Source organism: Vibrio ezurae NBRC 102218 (assembly GCF_000467185.1).
GTDB classification, from domain to species: Bacteria; Pseudomonadota; Gammaproteobacteria; order Enterobacterales; family Vibrionaceae; genus Vibrio; species Vibrio ezurae.
In genome coordinates this window covers 14,792-39,199 of the sequence record NZ_BATM01000006.1, presented here as the reverse complement: position 1 = coordinate 39,199, position 24,408 = coordinate 14,792, and the positions used below count along the sequence as shown (strand labels likewise).

Below are 24,408 nucleotides of genomic sequence, written 5' to 3'. Positions count from 1 at the left end.
TCACCTATATTCAATATAACAAAGGAGCTCAAAATGAGCTCCTTTGTATTTATCACACCAAAACAAACCACTTGATGCTGCAGATATTTTTACCCACAGCACTTTATACAATTACCCTTTACGCAAGCCTGCTTGCATCTTTGGAGTATGGTTCTGACGAGGATTAGACGTTTTAGCCACAATCCAGCTCGATGCGCCCACAAGGCTTGCTACTGCCACATCCAAATCAATGCCTTCATCGGATTGTTGCGTCTCTTGCTCAGCACTAATATCGATAGACTGTGGTGCACCGTTTATTGGCGCAAACTGCGCGTTCATAAATGGTTCAACAATCATAGCCTCAGAAACCGCGGCTTCTATTGCCTCTGGTGTCTGTGTTGCTTCTTGCTCAGGCTCTGCAATAGCTTCCTCTTCTGCATCTTCAGCAGGTGCTTGAGGTTGCGTTTCACTTGGCTGTGTCTGCGCTGTTGTAGAGCCGCCACCTGAACTGGTTGGTAAGAACATGGTGCCCATTTCGGCAAAGGCTAATTCCGCTTCTAGAGTGAATTGAGCCTCAACTTGCGCCCCTTCAGAAGCTCGCTCTTTCGCGATGTCGCTGTACGCTGATTGAGAGTAAACCTCATCGGCGTAACCGCTAAACAAGCCAGTTTGCAAGTGTCTGATTAAATCAAGCTGACCTTTCGCTAGTGAAACAATTGATTCAGGTCTCGCCTCGCCGTCTAGCTCGACAAAGGTAAAGCGGCCATATTCACCGACCAATACATCATCACTTAGGTTAGCGTAGAAGAAGTCGCTGCCATTGTGCCCTTGCAAGTAATCTTGTCCATCACCTGCAATTAAGGTATCTGCGCCACCTTCAAATAGGTCAATGGCTTCAAAGACAATGGTGCCGTCTTCTTCTCGAGCAACTTTTGAACCGTCACCACCTAAGATGTCATTACCTGCGCCGCCGTTTATCAGATCTGCGCCGTAGCCACCAAAGATGATATCTCTATCGCTACCACCAAACAGGATGTCATCACCGCCAAGCTCTGAGTCACCTGTTGCAACTTCGATATAACGACCGTTGGCATCATTACTGATATAACCGTCGTCACCAATGATGATGCTTTCACCTGATGCGTTGCGTACTTCATCTTGCCCGACACCCGCGATAGCATGGTCTTGGCCTGCGCCAAGGCTAATCAGATCATCGCCACCGGTCATATTTTCAGTATCGCTACTAGTAATTAACCTGCGTACGCCGTCAACAAAATCAACTTCACCGTTATCACCGACCACGATATCGTTATCATCACCGGTAGTAATAGTGTCATCATCAAAGCCGCCAAGCACTAAATTGACGCCATTACCGGCATCAATAGTGTCTTTACCGCCCAGTGACAATGATGTGGTTTTGGCTTGTACTAAGACGTCTTGCTCATCAAAACTCACTTGCCCATTGTCACCAATAATGATGTCTACGCCGTTGGCTGTTGTAATGGCATCAGAGCCATTACCTGCAATCACTAGATTATCGCCTTCACCTAATCTGACGTTGTCATTACCGCCTAGCTCGTCGGTCGTACTGCGAGCTGAGGTTAAAATCGCGTTGGCGTTGTATGTAAGCACGCCGTTATCAGCGATAAGCTGAGTATCGCCAGATGCTGAAACAACAGAGTCATCTCCTAAGCCTGCGATTACACGGTCATCTCCTGAGCCTAATGCAATCACATCATCGCCTGCTGTACTCTCGTCTTGGTCAGTGCTTTGCATGTTGCGAATTACGCCATCGATAAGATCTAGCTGACCGTTATCACCAAACACCACATCCGCGCCGCTACCTGTTTCTACCTCATCACGGCCAAAGCCTGCAATCACGATGTTGTCGCCATTGCCTGCTATAATCGCATCGTTGCCACCGAACTCTAGCGCGGTAGATTCAACGTTTAGCAAAGTGCCCACATCATCAAAAGACATCACACCGTTATCAGCAACAACGATATCCGCACCATTGCCTGTTATGACTTCATCATTACCATGACCTGCAATGACTCGGTTATCACCCTCGCCTGCATTAACAAAGTCATCACCGCCTAGTTCAACAGCTGTAGATGTCGCGCTTAGTAATACACCTGCATCATTGAAGTTAAGCTCACCGTTGTCACCGATAATGATGTCTGCGCCACTGCCTGTTAGCACTTCATCGTTGCCATGACCTGCAATGACTCGGTTATCACCCTCGCCCGCATTGATAAAGTCGTCACCGCCTAGTTCTACAGCAGTCGATGTTGCACTTAGCAGTACACCTACATCATTGAAATTAAGCTCGCCGTTGTCACCGATAATGATGTCTGCGCCACTGCCTGTTAGCACTTCATCATTGCCAAGACCTGCAATCACACGGTTGTCACCGTCGCCAGCATTGATAAAGTCATCACCGCCTAGTTCTACAGCAATAGATATTGCGCTTAGCAGTACACCTGCATCATTGAAGTTAAGCTCGCCGTTGTCACTGATAATGGTATCTGCGCCACTGCCTGTTAGCACTTCATCGTTGCCAAGACCTGCAATCACACGGTTGTCACCATCGCCGGTATTGATAAAGTCATCACCGCCCAGTTCTACAGCTGCAGATATTGCACTTAGCAGTACACCTGCATCGTTGAAGTTAAGCTCGCCGTTGTCACTGATAATGGTATCTGCGCCAGTGCCTGTTATAACGTCATCGTTACCTAGACCTGCAATTACAATATTGTTGCCATTGCCTGCATCGATTGAGTCATCACCGCCTTGCTCTACTGCCGTCGAATTAGCCTGGATTAAAATGCCTAGGTCGTTAAAGCTCACCTCACCGTTATCCGCCACGATAATATCGTTACCTTCAGCGGTAGTGATGTCATCAGTGCCAAGGCCTGCAATGACTAGATTGTCACCAACGCCCAAGGTGATGGTGTCGTCGCCACCTATCGATTCCTCTGTGGACTTTGCATTCACTAAAATGCCAGCGGCGTTGTAGGTAAGAATGCCATTATCCGCCAGAACGTGGGTGTTTCCAGAATCTGATTGTACGCTGTCACTGTTAAAGCTCGTGACCATTTCGATGCCATTTGGCGTTTCAACATACTCTTCCAAGAAGCTATCAAGGCCAGCGATGACTCTATCTGAGCCTGCGCCAACCGAAATGGTATCAGCGCCCGCAGTGCTGTTGTCAGTATCACTACTTTGCATGCTACGAATGACGCCATCGACAAGCTGTACGCTGCCGCTATCACCGATAATGGCGTCATCGCCACTGCCTGTAGTAATGGTATCGTCACCAAAGCCTGCGATAACTAGGTTTTGTCCATCACCAAGTGTGATTGAATCATTGCCACCTAAATGTGCGTCAGTAGAAATGGCGCTTTGCAGTATGCCTTGCCCGTTGTAGGTCAATGTGCCGTTATCGGCAATAACATGGGTGTCATCCGAGGCCGAAGTGATGATGTCACTGCCTAAACCTGCCAATACGCTATCTGCGCCAGTGCCTAAATGAATCTCATCGTCACCGAAGGCATACTCATCACCTTGTTCCGTTTTTAAGATAATGGCACTATTTCTAAGGTCTACTTCACCAAAGTCACCTAGCACCCAATCATTACCTGCGCCTGCTTCAACATAATCGCTGCCTGCGCCGGCTAGGATAATGTCATCATCTTGACCGCCGTAAATCTCATCATCAGCGCCATGGTTGGTATCGGAAGTGCTAATTAAGCTCACCGAGCCTGCATCTATAAGCACGCTACCCATGTCGCCTAAAATGATATCGCTGTCTACACCAACAACTGCCACGCCTTCAACACCATTTCCGCCCGAAATCATATCTTGGTCGTTACCGCCGAGGATAATGTCGTTGCCTGCACTGCCTAGCACGCTGTCTTCACCGCCTAGCGTAAAGCCGCTATTGCTAATGCTAGTGACATCGCTCAAGGATGTGGAAAGAATGCGGTTGATATTAGGGGATTGATTAATGACGCCTTTGTCGGCAATCACGATATCATCACCAAAGCCAGCATCTATGCGGTCATTACCGACCACTAAGCTATCGGAAGTATCAAGATTATCCATTTCCACATCGGCAAGATTCACCACGCTGAGTATCTGCGTGCTTAAATCCAGTCTGGTGGTGATATCGATATTAAAACCAGCATCACCATAGATATGATCATCGCCGCCGAGAGCAAAAATCTGGTCATTGCCTGAGCCGCCTGCAAGGTGGTCACCAAATTCACTGCCTGTGATGGTATCGTTGCCTTGACCGCCAAAGATAGTGACAGAGCCACCAGCGCCTGACGCATCTATAATGTCGTTACCCGGATTGCTAAACTCACGCGCCTTATCGGTTTTTTCATCGGATGTGGCATTATAGGTAAAGCCATTTTGTGTGGTATCACCCAATAAAATCAGCACGCCATCCGCATCACTGCCCGTTACGCTGAGGGTATCGCTACCGCCACCGCCGTGGACTACGGTAATCACGTCCGCTGCTGTATCGGTAATCGTTAGGTTGTCATCGCCTTGACCTAATAGCAGTTCCACCACTTCAACATCGGCATACTCAATGCCTACGCCCATACCTAAACCAGTAAGGCTAGTATCAGAAAGGATACCGCTGTCATTTTCTAAACTGCCATCGTTAAAGATATTCAGCACATCCGTTTGCAGAACCTCGCTCACTTCAATGTTCTTAATTGGCAGTTCGCTGTCAGTTTCACTTGGTAGCATGATGGCCACACTAAGAGCGCGAGCTTTACCTTGCGGCACGCCCCCTTCGATAATCAATTTGCCTTGAATACCGGTCAACGTATGCGGTTGCAATGGCGGATTTTGTACTGGCTGTCCTGCTTGCTCTTGATAATCCTCATTCACAGATAAGGTAATGCTAATCGGCTGATCCCAATTGCTGGCATCAAAACTCACGGTATTGTCATCGGCATTAAATCTAGGGGCTTCACTGCTAAACAGAGTTTGGCCGTCGTTTAATAGATTGACCGTAACTGTAGCCGATGGCGCTTTACTCAGTACTAAGCTGTACTCATCGGTTTCAGTTTGGCTGACTAAGGTTGAGCCGTCGGTTTGCGTCACAATCACCGCGCCGCTGTCGTTATCTGTCACAAACAGCACTTGCTCAGTATCATCTAATTGATTGTATTGCGAATCAGTCGCGGTACTGGTTGTGGTGAGCTTAATGCTGCCCTGATACAGATTTTCTACCGCACTATCATCGATAGCACTGACGCTAAAGCTCTGTGTTTGTGACCAGTTGCTATGGTCAAATACTAGCTCTGTATCGCTCAGTGATAGCTGAGAAAGCAGGTTGTCACCAAGTATCTCACTTAGAGAAACCGTTACCAATTCACCTACTTCTGGCTCAGTGGCAAGGCGCACATCAAACACGGCGCTTGTACCGCCTTCGGTGACTTGGTCGCTACCTTGTGGCATTAAGATGATATCGGCTTGGTCATTATCAAATACATTCACCACTACGTTGGCAATATCAAGACGATCAAAGTCTGGATTATCACTGCTCACGCTATGACTAATGACATATTCGCTCTCGCCTTCCATCGCGCTATCGTCGATGGCTTTCACATAAATAGTGGTATTATCTTGCCAATTCACGCCGCTTTCATAAGTCACAACCAATGACTCATAGAAGTTAATGTTATCGGTTGATACCAATATGCTGGCTGCTTGACCATTGGTGTTGTCTTTATCACTGCTAGAGGCGCGCGCCGCCGATACCGTAACGTAAGCGACAGTCGCGACATTCGGCTCAGCAATGCTCAAAGAGAGGTCATAGCTGTCAGTCAGGCTGTCTTCATCTACCGTCAACTGTTGCGAACTCACCGCAATAGCGCCGTTTTCTTCACTGGCTACATTAAGCGAAACGCCGTCAACAAAGATGCCGTTATAGGCGTCATCATCACTAAACACACTGTGGTTAATAAAGCTGCTGCGACCTTCAACAGAGTAAGAGACAATTGGCTGAGTCACATCGCTGGCTACGTTAAATACATCTGCGCCCAGACCGCCAATGATGGTGGTTTCGACATCCGCATTAGTGCTTAAAATATAGAAAGTATCATCACCTTCAAGACCATCAAGCTCGGCAAATTCCACCCCTTGATAACCAATATTTAAACCTGCGCCAAAGATGCCATCTTCGGTGATCATAAAGTTATCATCACCTTCTGTGCCTAGCACCACGACCTTATCGCTACCTGCACCGCCATCAATTTTCAGCGCTGCGTTAATGCTGTATTCAATGGTGTCAGCACCTTCTCCGCCAAACAGTTCCACATCCACGCTGTTGTTGGTTAAACCGCTATCAGCGAGTAGGAAAGCACGTACCACAAAGCTGTCATCGCCCGCTTCACCGTACAACTTAGTGACCGCTTTGTTGGAGTACACCTTGATGCTGTCTTCACCATCGCCGCCGTAAATGATCATCGGTAGACTATTACCTCGGCTCAAGAAGCCCAGCGTAGTTTCGGTGGTTTCAATCTCATCACCTGCGGCAACCGTACCTAGTGAAGCTTGACGATCGCTACCAAATAGCTGACCGACTTGGAATGAATCGTTACCAGCGCCGCCGTCTAAGGTGACTATGGTTCCAGTATCGTCACTGTAGAAGCTGTCTGCGCCGTCTAGACCATTGATGATCAAGCGTGCATTGATATTGCCATCGTAGTTAATGCGCTCAACAGCATCGCTGTAACCGCCATTACCGTCATCATTTAGAGCGGCTACAAAGTTGGCGCGAATTAAGAAAATGTCATCGCTGGCCAAACCGTTTAAGGTCAGTACATCGGCGCCATCGTTTTGTGCGCCCGAATCTTGCACATCGATAACGTAATCTTTGTCACTGCCACTGCGATTGATAATGTAGCTATCAGTACCGCCTTCACCATCAAGCACTAGCGCATCTTCACGAGTGTTCAGCTGATTGATGGTAATCTCATCATCACCACTGCCAGTGTTAATACGAGTATCGCCAAGCAATGTTTGAGTATCCACTAGCACAGAATCACTGCCTGCGCCCATGTTCACCACAATATTGCTGGCATCCAAACTGCCTTGAATAACCAAGTTATCTTGGTCATCACCAGCCGATAGATTAATATCACCACCTGAGGTCATTGTACCTTGAATATCTATGCTTGCGCCGACATTGGCATCTTGATCGCCTGTGTCGCCACAGTCTATCTGCACATTGATATCAAGGTCAGCTTGCAGGGCTGCGCCTGATTGTAAGGTAAAGCCATCGCCGGAATTAATGTTGATGTTTTGCGAGGTTTGTAAGCTCACCCCTGAGACAATGCTAATGTCATCAAAGTCGGAGTTATCAGTAGAGGTTAGGTTGATATTCTGCTGGGCAGTCATGCTTTGCGTAACCGTCAGCGGGCTGCGAGTGATCATATTGATCTCCCCGCCGGCGCTAAATCCGCTAGAGATACCTTCCACTACACCACCAACATTCAGCGCACCGGTATTTTCAATATAGGTGCTACCTGTTGTAGATTGGCCTTGAATATTGCCAACTTGCGTCGCGAGTGCTTTGTCACTGCTACCAATGTCTAAGGAAGCAAATAGATAGGTTTTGCCAGAAATGACGTTATTACCACTGGCACTGTCATTTAAGATGCGCCCGGCTGGCGCGGCAATAAAGGCAATCGCCGCTGCGCCCGTTTGAATGGTATTTAGGTATAAGTCACCGCGAGTTTCGGTAAGGTGCGTATTATTGGCACTGGATACCGTTAGGTTTTCACCTTGAGTTGAACCAGAATCCACTTCAATGTCGTTACCAATTTGCCCAACGGTATCAAAGCGAGAGGTCAGCGAGATACTCGCGCCGATAATATCGGCAATCTCGGAAGCATCATCGGCTACCGCATCCAAAATAGCGAGATGCGCGGCAAGCTCAACATCACCTTGTGCAGACTCAACATGGTCAACATCTAGGTTTTGATCAGTTTCATTGATGCGAATATCGTTCTGCGCCGTCGCATTTAATACTCCGCCGGTTAGATTGATATCCAGAAGATTACCTAATGCGCCAATACTGCCCGCCTCTGCGGTCAAGGTAATATCTTGCGCTCGAATATTCTCATACTCATGGTTAAAGCTATCTAGAATAGAGCCGTTTAACGCCTGCAAATCTACCTTGCCGCCACTTGAATAGATGGTGGCAATATTGAGGTCTGAGTTGATCTCAGTAATATAGATATCTTGCTCGGCGCGAGCGGTCAAAGTGGCATCATCACCTAAATCGATATTGATGCGATTGCTGGCGCTACCAATGGCGCCTGAGCCTGCCTCAAGAATTAAGGTGCTGCTCGCAGAAATCGAAGCGGCTGTACCTGTGGTGTCGGTCAGCGATTGTTTGGACTTGATGCGAACATTATCACCAGAGACTGAGCCAATCGCCATGGATTGCTCAGAGCCTAAATACACATTGCCGCTCGCTGTGGCGCTAATCACGCCCGCAACCAACACATCAATGTCTTCACGCTGGTCAATCACAATCTTGTTCACATTGGCAATGCGATAATCACCCGCATCCAGTGCCACTACCGATGAGGCAATACTTGGGTCAACCTCTTCTAAATCCATCACCTGCTCGGCAATGCGATTCACTTGATAGATGTCAGAGCCAATCGAAACAAAGCTATCTTGCACTAAGCCAAGGCTTGCCCAGTTTTCGTTTTGCGTATTAATTAAGGTGGTTAAATCTGGCGTACTACTGATTGCCGCCACATCCATGGTCACCGCAATTTCTACACTTAATGCACTGGAGGTCAGCGTCATTGTGCTTGCTGTGACCGCAGCAATCTCATAGAAACTGCCTTCATCGTTAGCATTGCCACTGTCACCTGCAATGCGGATTTGCATACCACTCACAAAACCATCAGCAATCCAACTGCCGCTAGCACGTACTAGCGAATCACCGCTATCGGCTTCAATCACATTTACTTCGACGTTTTGCGCGCGCTCTTCTAATAAGAAGTACACATCGTTTCGTTCCGCGGCGGCCAATTGCACTCGCTCATCGTCGGTGTAATCGCCATCAAGGTCGATTTCAACTGAGCCTACCGCAGTACCGATGTCGTCTTTAGTGACAATGGTAATATCGCCCGCAGCTGAGATATTAGCGTCTTCAATAGTGGCTTGAGTATTGGTGATCGGTTTTAGCAAACTGCCGCTGATCAGGTTGGTCAGTTCATCTTCCGTCCACACATGCACACTACCTGAAAGTTCAGCGCGTTTCTCATCACTTAGCTGATACTCGTATTCAGAATCGTACGCTTCACCGCCATAAGAGGCGTGCAGTGCATGATATTCTGCGGTGCGCTTATTGACTAAGGTTTGGATAGCATCATCAACAAAGGTTTGTAGTGCATCGCCCGTCAGACCGTCTTCGGTGCCAATTGCTTGATACACCTCGCGGTAATAAGCCTCTTCATCCACCGATAAGCTGACTTCTTCACCTGCGGTATAAGTGCCGTCAAATTGACCATTGCGGATGTTCCAATAGGTGCTGTACTCCATCTCACGCGCGGTCACATAGGCATCAATCACATTATCAATTTTATCTTGTGCTGAGTCACTGCCTGCAATCAGCCCTAGGTTTTCCCATAGACCAGTACTTAACTCTTCATAAGTACGCTCATCTCTGGCAGTGGTATTATTGGCATCCACCAAAGAGCCGTACGAGACATTGATAGTGACATCACCTGCGCTACTGCTGATCTCTTTCGCCAGTAAATCGCCATCAAGTTCACTGAGGTAAATATCGTTAATAGCCAATACCGTAACGCTATCGTTGTTACCTTCACCACTGTCGACCACTAAGGCTTGGCTCGATGAACCGACATGTGCTTCGGAGCTGATAAAGATCGTCCCGCCGCGCACAATGCCGTTACTGCCAGACTCAGCTTCAATGCCACCAACAGCAGAAAGATAGACGTTGCCACCAGTATCATTAGCCAAACCATAACTGCCCGCAGAAGTGATATTGTTGACCACTAATGGACCATCTGTTTCTACGATGTTGATGCGCCCGCCATAGGTGCGCGCCGTAATGCCACCGTTACCGTCATTATTGAGGTTGGTGCGCAATGCGGTGCTTGCAGCATCAATACTGCCATCGACATTAGTTTGCGCGACACCGCCAATATAAGAAGCGGTGAGCTCGATATCTTTACCGCCGACCGAACCGGTCGCTTGAGTGTAAATACCGGCATTGGTGGTAATTGTGGTGGTGCCTTCCGTGTTACTAATCGCCCCCTGCACTATCACATCACCGCCTTGATTGGACACGATATCGATAGAGCCTTGCTCTTTACCGGTAAAGGTAATCGTGACGCCATAATCGGCTTTTATGGAGTGCGTTGACTCATCACGCACCTTACTTTCATTAACAAATTTAGCGTAATAGGTTTTCTTACCCCACCAAGTACTCTTAGTCCATTTACGCACTAAAGAGGTTTCTGACGTCAACTCAATATGGTTGGTATCAAAGGTATAGTCTTCATCAGAATCACTCGGTACATATTCAAAATAAGCCCCTTCGCCACGCAGCGTTGGCGAACCTAATGGCTCTGGCTCACCATCAAATACCACGTCATCGGGATCTTTAGCAAAGGCATCAATACCTAACCATGATGAGGTGGCCTCTGTGGTGTAACGACGTTCAAATTGCTCTTGGCCCATAGTCCAAGAATAACGCCAGCCTGATTTCGGATCGTAAGTCATGTCATCCGAACCTGTGCTAGCAACGCCATTGGTGGTAACCGTTACGCCATTTTCATCTTTGATGTAGGTGGTTTCTAATGGATTATCGGATGTGCCTTTGGCTTTATCACGAATGATCAATGTGCCTTTACCGCGTTGTGATGCATCCAGTCCAAGGATCTTCACATCAAGGTCGGTATTGTTCACCACATCGATATCAGCGTAGCCACCCAACAGTTCAATTTCAGAGTTGCTATTGGTGTTTAAAATGTGCCCTTCAAGCTCAATGTAACCACCGCTAACGCGCATGTCACCCACTACAATTTGATCGTTAGTGGCATCATAGAAAACCGAGAAATCTTCGCTCGCCACATCAAGGCGAACTAGACCGGTCGCTCCCTTAGCTTTTAGCGCATCAATGGTATCTTCCATCGCTTTGTCAATGGTGAGATTAAAGCTCTCTTTACCACTTTGAATTTTGCCATTGATATTGATGTATTCAGCGGTAATTGAAATATTATCTGCATAAATACTAGGGCCTGTAATTGAGCGGCCAATAAGATCGGCGATATCCGCATCAGAGGCTTCATCAAGACCATTGTTGCCAATCTCAGCATTCCATTTGGCGTATTCAGCGCCATCCACAGAATACACCGAACCCGGTGGAAGGCTTATTACCGTAGACCCCCCCGTCATCACAACTTGCTCTTTCACATCAATATCAGCGTAGATATTAATGTCGCCTTTACCTAGTGTGGTTGAATCTTCACCACTTAAACTTTTCAGTTCAAGCTTGCCACTGCGGTTGGTGACTTCGCCGTTTAAGGTGATTGATGGCCATGTCAGTACTGCATTATTGTTTGGCAGGCTGAGCGCCAATTCGGCTTGCTCTTTAGCCAGATCCACATCGTTGATGATGCTAATAAGCGGCTCATCGTCTGTACCGACATCTTGTCTTTCGCCGTTGAGATACACCCCGCCATTTTCCTGCGGAATCGTGATGTCATTCACCACTAGCGAGGCAAGAGTATGGTTGATAATTGAAACTGACGCATCGCCCGGTGATAGTACAGTACCGGTATCGGCGTATTCTCCAGAGCGAATATCAATGCGTCCTGCTTCTGCATGAATGTCGTCAATGGTAATCACAGAGGTCGACAGCTCGATAGAGAAGTACTCACCGCTTGGCGTAACGTCCATCAAGCCTTTTGCTAGCAACTCTTGTTGTAGGCGGTCAATTTCAGATTTGTAGAAGGCTTCGATATCGGTATCAGTGGCTTCACCGTCATTAAAGATAGAGAGCTGCTCTTCGGCATACTCAAGGTCTGTAAATAAGCTTGAGCTCAGTGCCTCAATTGAGGTTGAGAAGCTAATGCCATCGGTTTTGCTGACCTCATTAACGCTACCGTCATCATTTAAACTGGTAAATTCAATAGATTGATTACGGCGAATACCCGTTTCCAGCGTACCGGCATTACTGACTGTACCTGTAGTGCCAATAGTCACCTCACCGCCAAGGTCGGCAGTACCGCCAATGGCCGATGCCCAGTTGACGGTTTTGGTTTGCGCGTCCATATCGGCAAAGCCAAAACGCTCTGAGTGCAGGTTCATTTGACGCGCGGTTTTTACATGTGCGCCCGCGGCAATGGCAATGCTGTTAGCTTGCGATAAAGTAGCAAATGCACCCGCATCATCAATTGGAATAACGCTATCGGAGAAGCTATCAATCAGCGCATGAACTTTATAATCATCGCGATTGAAATCAGTATCAGTACCGGCTGAGATATTCACGTCACCATAAGAGGTAATGTCTGCGCCTAAATCAATCAATACTGTATTCACAGGAGTAAGGTTGACCGTAGCGTTGGTGACCGACACCGATACCGCGCCGCTAGAATCTGCCTCAACATTGCCTACTGCCGTGCCTTGACCTCGGGCAGATAACTGCAAATCACCTTCAGTAACTAACACGGCGTTCTCGCCAATGCGCACTTTAGCTAGTAATTCATCATCACTGATTTTCAGGGTTGCGCCCGTACCGGCCAGTGCGCCAGTGGCGTTAAGAACCACTTTATCGGTAATGTCTAAATCATTTAACGCATTTAATGCTATACCGTCATCATCGCCAGTGCCCCAAGCAGTAAGTTCAGCATCGTCACCCACATCAATGGTGGTTGCCATATCCAATACCGTGCGACTGTCTGCGCCAGCGGCGCTAGCAAGACCAACTGCTACTACATCGATTCGCCCACTTTGATTTTTCTGAGCGCGGTTAATGGCATCCACATTAATGTCAGAGGCGGTAATCACTAGATTATCACTACTGCTTGCCCCATCACCCAATACTACGGCGACATCGGCCGTAATATCATGGTCAATCTCAGCACCTGAACCAGACAATAAACCACCCGATGCCACTACGACCTTGGCATCAAACTGCGCTATATGCTCGGCCTTAATGTCTAACACGCCAGTGCCTGAGTTTTCACCCAAGATAATCGATGACTCATCACCGAACGTTACCTTGGTATTACTGGTCGATTTAGTCTCTGCGCCAACGCCTGCACCGGCTAATACGCCGCCGCTACCTGCTACCGCCAGTACATAGTTATTTTCAGTGGCATTCGCAATCGCGGTTAAATCACCGCCCTGATAGTCAGTTGCCGACATGCTAATTAAGGTATCCACATCGGTTTCACTATCGGCAAATACCACACCGGCAGAAATAAACCCAGCCGAAATGCCGTAGGCTTTTGATGTTTGTTTAGCATTAGCAAGGGCTTTCACTTCACCATCGCCTGTCACTGTGATATCCGAATCTGTCATGCCAACATTGATATCACCCGTGACTTCACTTTCAACAAATACCCCTGCGCCAGAAAAACCTAGCCCTAGAGAAACCGAAGCTGCTACCCCTAGCGTATTCACATCATCGGTTGAACTTGCCGTGAGCGTGAAATCGCCACTGGCATCTAAATCAGAGTTGTCGATATCGCTGTTTAGGTCGATGTCTACCACATTAATTACGCGTGATGCGCCAATCGAGATGGCAAACCCGACAGGGACAAAAGCGCCAGCTATGGTTGCCGCGGCGGCTGTCGCATCAATGTCTGACGTACTTGAAGAGGTCACTGAAATATCAGCGGCATTCACTTGTGAGCTGTCTTTAATGTAGCTATCAACATCGGCATACATTTCATTTTCAACGCGCACAGCTGCGCCTGAAACGGCCGCGCCACCTGCGCCGCCAACCACAGCAGCACTGCCAGAACCAACCCCTGAATTAATGGTCATGTCCAGCGTAGAATCAATATTCATATCGCCAGTGGCATACACTTGACTGTTATCGACATAGCTTTGCACCACTATGCGATCGCTCTCTTTACCAATGTCATTGATGGCCACCGAGCCACCAAGAGAAACACCGACACCGCCACCTGCGCCGCCAGCACCGGCGACCGACACTGCCGCTACGGTTGAAGTGATCTTAGAGGTGTTCTCTGCGGTAACATCCACATCATCCACTGTGACATTAGACGCCCCAATAGTGCTATTTGCGATATAGGCGCTGGTATCACCATAAATGTAATTGGCCGTTTCAGCGCCTGCGCCACTAATGGCAACGCCGCCACCCACGCCACCTGCGGCGGCAATGGACGCGGCTACAGAGGTCGCGGTAATGGTATTGTCAGTTGTCGCGGTAACGCTAATATCGCCACAGCTTAACTCACCCACATCAGTAATGTAACTTGAGGTATTGGCATCAACGGTATTTTGCGCCAATGCTACGCCGACACTTAAAGAAACACCGCCGCCCGCACCAAAGGCAGCAGCCAATGATGCCGCTCCGGCTTCTGCTGTAATTGACGTGGTATTGTCCGCATCTAAGCTGACCGAGCCGGTATCTATAACCTTGCTAGAAGCCGAGCTATTGTCGATATAGGTTTCAACATCGGCATAAATATCATTAACTGTGCTCACTCCAGCGCCTGCGCCAGATAAACCGCCACCTGCACCGCCTGAAATGGCCATACTGCCTGCGCCAACACCGGAAAATACCGTCATGTTGCCGTCAGCATCTAGATTTAATACACCCGTAGCACTAATGCCGCTGTTTTTCACATACGAGCGCACGCTCTGACGCGAGCCGCTATTACCAATATTATTGCTCGCAAGCGCCGCGCCAATCGCCACACCGATACCGCCACCAGCACCACCTGCGCCAGAAACCGCAACCGCGACTACCGTAGCATCAATATCAGAGGTATCTGAGGCAGTGATATCCACCTTACTGGCACTATCAATTTGTGAATTTTCAATATACGACTGGGTTTCGCCAAAAATGCTGTTTACCGCTTCTGCGCCTGCGCCACTGATAGATACGCCACCACCCGCACCTGCGGCAAAAGAGGCCGTAGCCGCTACAGAAGTTGCGTCAATATCGTTAGTTGCACTAGAAGAGACTGAAATTGAGCCGGTGCTATCAACCGCACCCGCTCCTTTAATGTAGGCAGAGGTATCAACATCCACGCTATTGTCAGCAATAGAAATACCGATGGTTAATGTACCACCGCCACCAGCACCGCCTGCGATGCCTAATGAAGCTGAACCGAGCTCTGCGGTAATAGTTGACTCACTGGTTGCACTAATGGCAATGCTTGCCGCGTCTATGCTGGCGCTACTCGCACCAGAATTATCAATATAACTGTCAATTAGGGCATAAACATCATTGGTTGCCACAACGCCCGAACCTGCACCTGCAAGACCGCCACCAGAGCCGCCTGCCACAGCCATACCGCCTGCGCCAACGCCGGCAGTAATGGTCATTTCACCATTTGCAGTCACTGATAATGCGCCAGAGGCATCTACACTTGAGTCGTGAATATAGGATGCAACAACCAGTTTATCGCCCGATGTCCCTATTTCATTTTCAGAAACAGATGCGCCAATGGATACGCCAACGCCACCACCTGAACCACCACCTCCAGACACGGACACAGACGCTACCGTTGCAGTGATATCCGAAACGTTCTCAGCATCAAGGGTTACCGCGCCTGCACTTTCTACATCGGCTCCATCAAGGTAGGCCAGTGTCTCGCCATTTATAGAGTTAATAGAGTTTGCACCTGCGCCACTGACCGCAATGCCGCCACCCGCGCCAAAGGCAATGCCTAATGAGGCCGCCACTGACAATGTATCGATGGTATTATCCGTGCTAGCGTCTAAATCTAATGTGCCCGTTGCTAAATCAACATCAGCACCTGCCACATACGCGCGGGTATTATTGTCTATCTCGTTACGAGCCAATGCTACGCCAACTGTGATAGCCGCTGAGCCACCAGAGCTAAAGCCTGCCGCCACCGTTGCCGCTGCTGCCACAGAATCTATATCCGAGACGTTACTTGCGTTAACGGTCAGTGATGCCCCTTTTAGGGTTTGATTGGCAGCAGAGCTGTTATCTACATACGCATCCACATCAGAATAAATGTTGTTAACCGCGCTAACACCCGTACCCGATGCTGCTACGCCAAAGCCACTGCCACCTGCGGCAATCGCCATTGAACCTGCACCAACGCCTGCATCAATATCCAGATCGGCGGTAGAAGTCACCGAAATATTGCCTGTCGCATCAATATCTGAATCCAGGATATTGGCAATAACGCCTAAGCGATTGCCTGAGGTTCCGATATTATTTTCAGTTTCTGCGCCGCCCACAGAGACGCCTAAACCGCCATCGGTGCCGACTGCACCTGCAACCGATACCGCGGCAATTTCTGCATTAACTTTTGAAGTGTTGGTGGCCGAGACTGACACGTCACCCGAGCTGTATACATCACTATTCGCAAGAGTCGCGCTAGTACTACCCGTGATGGTATTCACCGCATTGGCCCCTGCGCCACTGGCGCTGATGGTGCCAGAGCCCCAACCTAGCGCAAACGATGCCGCTACTGAGGTTGCGGTAATGGTGGCATTGGTGGTCGCTAAAACACTGACATTGCCTGCTCTATCATCGCTTGCACCAATATCGACATTATCAATTAAGGCTACCGTGTTGTTTTCAATGTCATTTTCCGCCAGCGCAACCCCAATACTTAGGCTGACCGCGCCTGATGTTGCCGAGAAAGTGCCGGCAATAGAAGCGCCAACCACCGCACTGGTAATGGTGCTGGTGTCTTGCGCTGTTACTGAAATCGAATCAGCTATCACGCTATGATTCGCTTGGGTAGCCGTAATGCCCGACGTAGTATCAATTTTCACCGTATTATCGGTGGATGCGCCCACGCCACTTAATGCGCCTGCCACTCCATCGTTTGAGTTAGCCAGCGCCACTGACGCTGCGACCACGACTGCGGTGATCTCTTGATTACTTTTGGCAAACGTATCGACCGTGCCACTTAGGTCAACACTGGAATCGGTAATGATGGCGCTAATTGCATTCGCATTGCCGTTGTCACCACCAATGGAGTTTTCCGCTAATGCCACTCCGATACCGCCGGAGACCCCCGTACCAGTGGTTGCACCAGCCCATGCAACAGAGGCAGATACTACCGTGGCGCTAATATCACCCGAGGCATCGGCGCTCACAAACAATCCGTTCTCTGCTGTAGATGCATCATTTAGCGTTGTAAATTGATCAATGGTGGTGCCATCAACCTGCGCAATCGTATCGCCATACACTTCATTTTCTACCGAGGCACCACTGCCCGATAAGGTAATTGTTGTCTCACTGCCACTTTGTAAACCAATAGAAGGCGCAACTACTACCGCGATAATATCGCTGTCGTTATGCGCTTTGACGTCCATTCTCGATGTGTCTAAATCTTCGCTTGGCAAAGTGATTAGGCTATCAACCACTTTAGAGCGAGTATTCATGCGCACTGTGTTGTAACTGACTGCGGCCGCTACCGATAAGCCCACTTTAGTATCAAAGTTTGGCGAGGTCTCTTTACTAACGCCTGCGCCAATCGCTACTGACAAAATATCCGCGTCACTGTTGGCTTGGCTACGTACTTTGCCTGTCGCAACGTCCATATCAACGCCGCTAATTAGGGCATCAATATCTGAATCAATGGTGTTTTCAGCATAAGTCACCGCCACCGTGCCGTTGCCCGCATAAGCCACGCCGAGCGCTACCGCGTACACTTCAGAGGTATCTTTTGCTTCAATATCTACCGCGAAATTATTGCTATCTTTGCCGTTAATTGAGGCTGAATCGACATCAATTAGGAAGGCATCGATATCGTTAATCACATTGTTCACTGACACATTACCGGTAATGGCAATGCTACTGCTGTTCGAGCCAGGAGGCGTATCAGCAACGCCCGATAGCGCCGCTGAAACCGAGGCACTGACCACAGTCGTGTTGTTGATAGCGTCAATGGATAGATTATTTAAAGTAAGACTGTTAACGCCGGAAATACCTGCATCAATATCTACATCGACATCATTGCGCAGACCAATACCGGCCGCCGCTAAAGCAAACTTTTGCGCCTCTGAACTTGAGTAAGCGATTGGGAAAGCAAACACACCCGCGTTATCAGTCGCATCAAGAGTTAACGCCTCGGCATTTAAGCTGTTTAAGTTATAAATAGAAGCGGAAGTGGTGTGATCAACGATATTAAAAATGAACGCACCAGAGACCGAAATTCCGTACGCGCTGTTATTGGTTTCTGGGGTGTCACCGCCCGATGGCGCCACCTTACCTGTTGCCCACGCGGCGCTAATTGCCGAGCCAATGATGAACCCATCACTACTGGCCGCCACTTTAACATCGCCATTAACATCAATATCACCACTGCGACTACCAGCGTCTTGCGAGCCAATTTCAGCTTTGGTTACTTTAGTCACTATATTAACAATTGATGATGCGCCCACACCAATTGCGCCGCCCGATGCACCGCCTCCAGCAATGGTAATAATGTCCACTCGGTTATCAGCGGTAACGCTCAAGCGCTCAACACTACCAATATTGGTGATACGCGTGCCGACCATAAGATCAACGCCAGACTCAACTTGCGCGTACACGTTACTGTCGACAATGTTATTAATAAACAAGCCTGACAGACCTAAGGTACCTTTACCGTAGCCGGCTGAATAACCAAGGTTAATGGCAAAGACATTACTATCTGCATCCACACTGAGATCATCGGCATACACCACGGCGCCATCTTCAATAATCGCTTTACTGTTTAGCGTCACGTTGTTGATATAAACGCTGACACCTGCGCCGTTTAGTGATTCTGACTGACCGGTTTTCTCGTAAATGGTTTTTAAAATTGGGATATTTGAGTTAGTCGCCGTCATCAACCCCACATAATCGACTTGCTGATTGATGGTATCCGATTTAATGGCGATATCGCGGTTAGACGCAGATAAGTCACCTAAAAATGCGTCCACTATCTGGTGGTACGTATCCTCGGCCACTTCATCAAAGGTATTTTCAAGGTCGGTTCTTTGGTTGATCTGCACGGTGCCCAAAACTTTCGCATTGGCATTTTGCGTCACATCTAAATAACCAAAGTTAAGGCCGATAGAGACTTTTGCCCCTGCCGCTTCTGACTTAACGGTGTTATCAATGAGATAAAGATCAGAATCACCCCCTAGCAATTGGCTTGGCAAGCTCGTGACCTTGTCACCCAATAGCTCCCACTTGCTGACATCACTAAAATCGGTGCTCGCTAGACGTAAGGTTTGTTGTTCATCACCAATGTATTTGTACACTGCGCCTAAGTAACCGATATCCGGTTGCTGAGATTCACTGGCTTGCTGCCAATCGTAATCTTTGTAATGAAAACCGACTAGGTCACCTGGGTTAACCGTGTAATCCGTGTCTATATCACTTGGCTGAATGTAATCAGGTTTTACGTATTTAAAGGTCGTATCTGGGCTGATAAGGCCGGTAAGGTTTTCTGTTTTAGCATCTAGGGTAAATTTATCCAGCACATCCAAACTGGTGTTGCCCTGCACCAATGCATTAGCATTGTTATCCATGTCCGCAATCATTACCGACACAGCGCCGCCAAATGGCACCTGGCTAAACTCACTCTTAGTGCCTGTTGAGCCTGCAAGCTGTGAGGTCTGCGATACCGAACTTGAGGTTGAAGACACGCTAGTCAGCTGTCTGCTTTCTACGTTGGCGTTTTGCTCTAAAGAGCCACCCACTTGAATATCTGAGCTTTTATCGACTAGACCAATCAACGCATTAGCATTATTGGTATCATCAGCATAACCAAACGCAATACCCAGAGTAAACTTCGTTGGTTTTAAGCGATCGCCCGGGGCAACACGCTTAGTTATAAATTCAGGTACTATGGTCTTAGCCAATACGTTAGCGGCTTTTTGCTTATATTTGTCTTTGAAGTTATCCAGAATGCTTGGCACGCGATCAACGATGGCTTCAACCTCTGTGCCCCATACGCCGTCTACTCGGCCTTGCTTTTGCTCAGCGCTAACGGTCAAATCACCCGCTACAATCACATCACCGGCTAGGGTAGCATTAGTGTCACCGTGTTCAATATGCACAGCTACACTGGCGGCTAACTTACCTTTTGCACCCGCATCACTCAGTGCGCCAACATAAGTAAAATCAGAAGTGTATGCGGAAACTTCTAAATTTCCTTCGCCAATAATGATTGCAGAATCAGAGACTAAAGTAGTGGAATCACTTTCTAATAATCCAACCGCAATACTGGCGGCAAAGCCTTTGAAACCAAAGTAAGGTTCTGCAGCCACCTTCATGTAGTTTTCGACTTTTGAGGTGATCAAGACATCACCTTCGGCAATCACTGTGCCGTTCATTTCGACATTAGCATCAGAGCGAATACTACCGATCGCTACCGAGAACAAAATCGCTATGGGTTCAGATTTAACCCGAGCAATAGAACGAGATTCTATGGTGACATTATCCCCTTTGATGATGGCATTTTCATCAATGGTAATGGTGGTATCGACCTCAGAGCGAGAATAACCAACGAACAATGAAGAGCCTTCTAGCTCAACTTTAAAGTCTTTAATGCTCAGCTCATCAGATTCTATGGTGTCGCCACCGTAGTTAACTGGGCTATCAGGGTTTGTTTCGGCAAAGGCGAGAATTGTAACGTCCCGACCTTCAATGGTTGCCGCGCCTATGGTGACGCTGGCACTGACATCATCATAGTTATAAAAACCAATGCCTTTGATTTCGTTTCTTGAGTCCGACGCTATGATGTTGATGTCGCCATTTTGGCTTAGTGACAAGCCTTTCGCAGAAATATTAACCCCATCTTCAACCTTAATATGGCGAGCATAAAAGCTGATATCCCCTGCTGTGTCACTGCTATCATCGGTTTCAACATCAGCGCTGACAGTGATAGTGCCACCTGCTTCAAATTTGATAGATTGACCGACTAAAAAGACATTTGAATCCATGTTTAAATCGCCACTGGATTCATTAACGAAAGAGAAGTTATCGCCAGTAATAGCGGCAAAGCTGAAGTCGTTAACATCAAAAACATCGCTGCCACCATAAAAGACCACGTCATTACTGGTTGCACTGTCTGATAGAGTCACGGTTACAATATCAAGCGCGTCACGCGCCCCTACATCAATGCGAAATTCATTAATGCCAGTACTGCCTTTTAACTCGGCGGTGGTTTGCGCCGCATCTAATGTCACGTCAATACTGGCACTACTGGCATCCAATACAGTGGCGCCAGTGGTGGCAATCACTTCAGCATGCTCAATACTATCTAGGCTAACGCTTTTATCGGTTTGTGCATCGCCCTTCCAGACTAAAGCATCATCTGCGACATCAACTTGAGTGTGAGTAGCGGTGCTAGAGGCAGAAACGCGGTCATAACCGCCTAAACCGGTGACCGATAAATCGTCATCATCAATAGCAAACCAATCCACCCCTTGCGAACCGACAAAGGTATCACTGCCGCCATTACCACGTTGAGTGCTCAGTTGCGCTGAGGCCATTAAACTTAGGCTAACCCCTGTCAGCATAGAGCCTGAAATTGTATCTGGGTCTAAGCCTAATACCGTTAAAATTGAAGTGTCATCACCTGAGACATTTAATCCAGACAGACCCGATATCGATAGCGATGAGCTTTGCTGATCAAACGAAGCAAACAGTGCTCCCGTTTCTCGATCATCAGCGATGTTGATCATGGCGATCAACTCTTCAAGAGTCTGCGCAGATTGGGTGTCTATTTCTAGAACGGCGCTATCGTCATCTAAGGTAAATAACAGGGAAAAATCGCTAACATCACTCCAACCGGAGAGTAAGTTAATATCCGTAGTTTCAGATAAGCCCGAAAAGTCGGTAGCATCAAAGGTATCATCACCATCTGAGCCAATCAGTTCGGCGCTTTCAATGCCCAACAAATTGATGATGGCTAAGTCCGTGGTCAGAATATCGTTATCCAGATCAAAGCTATGCGCCGCGCCTGTATTGCTGCTCATATCGGCAATCAGGGTATCTTCACCCTCGCCGCCAATAATAATGTCGTTTGACTCACCAGAGACATAAATAAAGTCGTCACCACTGCCCGCATCAATCAGGTTGATCCCTTGTGCGCCAACAATGGTATCGCTGCCTTGCTGAGTAGAAATTTTACTGTTACCTGCAAATGCCGATAAATCGACATCATCCGCGCCCACGCTACCTTCAATATCCAAATAATCATTGGCATCAAAGCCCACTAAGGTATCCAAAACCTTAGTGCCAGTCTGAGAGACTGAAGTGACAACATTGCCTGTCGAAGTAATAGATTCAATCATTGGCTGGCCCGAATAAAGGCCAGCAAATTCTATGCTAAAGCCGTCAGTTTCGGTGGTAACAATAAGTTGTCCGTAGGCCAAATCCAGTGCTTTTTCGATAGCGCGAGACACATCACGGGCGCGAGCATCCCAAGCAATTTCATCAGTGACTATGCTTTGTCCATCGACTTGCATCGTAAAGGTGTAGCCCGAGCCGCTGGTGATGGTCGGCAATGAAATAGAAAGGATTTCGTTTTCGCCATGCGACAGATCCAACTCATAGTCCACACCAGAAAGGGACACGGCCACACTCGCGCGGCCATCAAAGGTTTCTTGCACGGTATCCACGCCCACACCTGCGGTAATGGTGTCTGCGCCGCCAAGACCAATTAAGGTATCACCATAAGCTGAAGCATAAATGCTATCGGCGAGTTCTGTGCCTTCTAAAGTGATATCGTAATCATTGGCAAGCCTTGCATCTAGGGTATAACCGCTAACATCATCGTCATTGGATAACGCCTTAACATAGATGCTATCAATGTCGGTCAAGGTGTCCGTTTCAGTATCATCTATTTTAAGCGTGTCACCATCAAAAACTACATTGGCAGCACGTACCGCAATCAGTTCGTTGCTACCTTCACCGCCGTCTATAGCGTCACTGCCTGCGCCGCCAATAAAGACATCATCACCGATGCCACCGATTAGGTAGTCATCACCCGCCCCGCCAAGCAAATGCACATCAAGCTCAGAGGCTGAAAAATCAAAATAGTTGTCACCACTGCCACCCTCGGCAGAAAGCAGGGCTAAATCGAATAAACGAATGCTTTGGTTTTCGGTCTCAGTAAAGGTGGCGCCATCCCAGCTGCCGCCTTGATAGATATAATCTACATCGGCATTGTCACTATCAGTCTGAACCTGTAGATCGATGCCCGTACTGCCAGTGTCTCTAAACAAAGCGGTATCATAACCGCCGAATCCATCGACACTATCGCCAAAGCCCACCACAAATACGTTGTCGTTGGTGTCTCCAACAAAGCTATCGGCATAATCAGAGCCAATAACCGTATTCATGCCCGTTACGCTATCAAAACCGCTCACCAATTCATTTTCTAGGTCAACGGTGACACCTTGGCTGTAAAGGCTGTAGTCTAAGTAATCACTGCCACTACCACCGAGTTCATCAAAACCTTTAAAGCTAATACTCGTGGTGCTAGCAGAATCTAAAATGCCGCCGACTTGGTCATCTAAGGTAGAAATAACCCCTTCGCCTTCGGCGTCTATTTGCCAGTTGTAACTGTTGTTTAAAGCGGCTAAAACATGGATAGAATCATCACTTTGCGTCGCTTCAATGGCTTCGGTATTTAAGAACTCCACCGTGCCATTGTCACCAAGGTTACCCTCGTTATCGCCGTTAATTTGCCAGTTACTGGTGACGACCGTACTGCCTAGCGCCACAGTATCAGAGCCTTCACCACCATCAAATTGGACAATAAAATTACTTTCACCCAGATCAAGGAAGGATTGATCTACGGTCAATGTATCGTCGCTAGCAGAACCGGTAATGGTGATAACGCTAGCCGCGCCAATACTGTCGAGCTTGCGCTCACCCAACACTGCGCCATTGTCTTTGTTATTGATAAGCTGGATATACTGCTCGCTCGACGCATTCTCTACTACCTGCAAAGTAACGTCATTGGAGTCTGCGACTAAGGTTGCTAAAGGATCAGCAGATAAAAGCAATCTCGGCTCTAACTGCTCAATGGCAAAAGTATTATTTTGCGCAGGAGTTAACCCCCAGCGAGATGACTTAATGGCACGATTAATTCCGTTCATCAAACTCGTTAAGCGAGGTTGTGAAATGGCCTTACTGCTTTGTTTTGATGATTGATTTGCGCCCATTTGTCTATCCAT

At 48.0% G+C, this 24,408-nt stretch carries 1 protein-coding gene; it reads right to left on the bottom strand.

Going from position 1 to position 24,408, the window contains the following annotated elements; translation table 11 throughout:
• Window positions 1–111 precede the first annotated feature (111 nt).
• Complete coding sequence (locus VEZ01S_RS03050; protein ID WP_021712536.1) at window positions 112–24,408, bottom strand: LEPR-XLL domain-containing protein; 24,297 nt, start codon at window positions 24,406–24,408, stop codon at window positions 112–114.